This window comes from Streptomyces sp. HSW2009, assembly GCF_040240285.1.
Classification (GTDB): domain Bacteria; phylum Actinomycetota; class Actinomycetes; order Streptomycetales; family Streptomycetaceae; genus Streptomyces.
Map to the genome: position 1 here is coordinate 1 of NZ_JBEHZD010001017.1, position 1259 is coordinate 1259.

The 1259-nt window shown below is 77.4% G+C and carries 1 protein-coding gene; it reads left to right on the top strand.

The annotated features are described in order from the left end of the window. The first annotated feature begins 191 nt into the window (after positions 1–191). Positions 192–1148 (top strand): 23S rRNA (guanosine(2251)-2'-O)-methyltransferase RlmB, encoded by a 957-nt coding sequence (rlmB, locus tag AAHZ94_RS34280; RefSeq protein ID WP_349997587.1) that lies wholly within the window; start codon positions 192–194, stop codon positions 1146–1148. Positions 1149–1259 lie beyond the last annotated feature (111 nt).

Below are 1259 nucleotides of genomic sequence, written 5' to 3' on the forward strand. Positions count from 1 at the left end.
GGCCCCCGGGGGGGCGGGGGCCCCCGGGGGCGGGGGGGGGGGCGCGGGGGGCGGGGGGGCGGGGCCGGGGGGGGGGGGCCGCCGGGCCCGCGGGGCGCCACACTTTTCGTACCATTGACCTTTTGGCTGCGCAGTACGGGCTGAGCAGCGAGCAGGCTGAGCAGCAGCGAGCAGTAAGAGACAGGTGACCCATGGCCGGTAACAGCCAACGCAGGAACCGCCGCACGTCCAACAAGAAGGGCGCGACGGTCGGCAGCGGCGGCAAGCGGCGCCGGTCCCTGGAGGGCAAGGGGCCGACCCCGCCCGCCGAGATGCGTAAGGGGCACGTCAAGCAGCGCGTGGCCAACGCCAAGGCGCGGAGCGCGGCGAAGCGGCCAGCGCCGCGCCGCGGCGGCCCCAAGGGCACCAACGAGCTGGTCGTGGGGCGCAACCCGATCGTGGAGGCGCTGCGCGAGGGCGTGCCGGCGACCGCGCTGTACGTGCAGCAGTTCATCGACAGCGACGAGCGGGTGCGCGAGGCGATCCAGCTCGCCACCGAGCGCGGCGGCATCAACCTGATGGAGGCGCCGCGCCCGGAGCTCGACCGGATGACGAACGGCCTGAACCACCAGGGCCTGGTCCTCCAGGTGCCGCCGTACGACTACGCCCACCCCGAGGACCTGGCCAGCGCGGCCTTCGACGACGGCGAGGACCCGCTGATCGTCGCGCTCGACGGGGTCACCGACCCGCGGAACCTGGGCGCGGTCGTGCGTTCGGTCTCCGCGTTCGGCGGCCACGGCGTGGTGGTGCCCGAGCGGCGCGCGGCGGGCATGACGGCCGGCGCCTGGAAGACCTCGGCCGGCACCGCGGCGCGTACCCCGGTCGCCCGCGCCACCAACCTCACGCGCGCGCTGGAGAGCTACCAGAAGGCCGGCATCACGGTCATCGGCCTCGACGCGGAGGGCGAGGCCGAACTCGGCGAGGTCCAGGCCCTGGACGGCCCCCTCGTCATCGTCGTCGGCAGCGAGGGCAAGGGCCTCTCCCGGCTCGTCAGCGAGACCTGTGACCTGCGCGTACGGATCGCAATGCCCGGCGGCGCGGAGTCGCTGAACGCGGGCGTGGCGGCCGGCGTGGTGCTGTACGAGGCGGCTCGCCGCCGCAGGGGCTGAGCCCCCGGCCCGGCCGGCCCGGCCGGCCGGGCCCCGGGGGGGGGGGGGGGGGGGGGGGGCGGGGGGGGGGGGGGGGGGGGGGGGGGGGGGGGGGGGGGGGGGGGGGGGGGG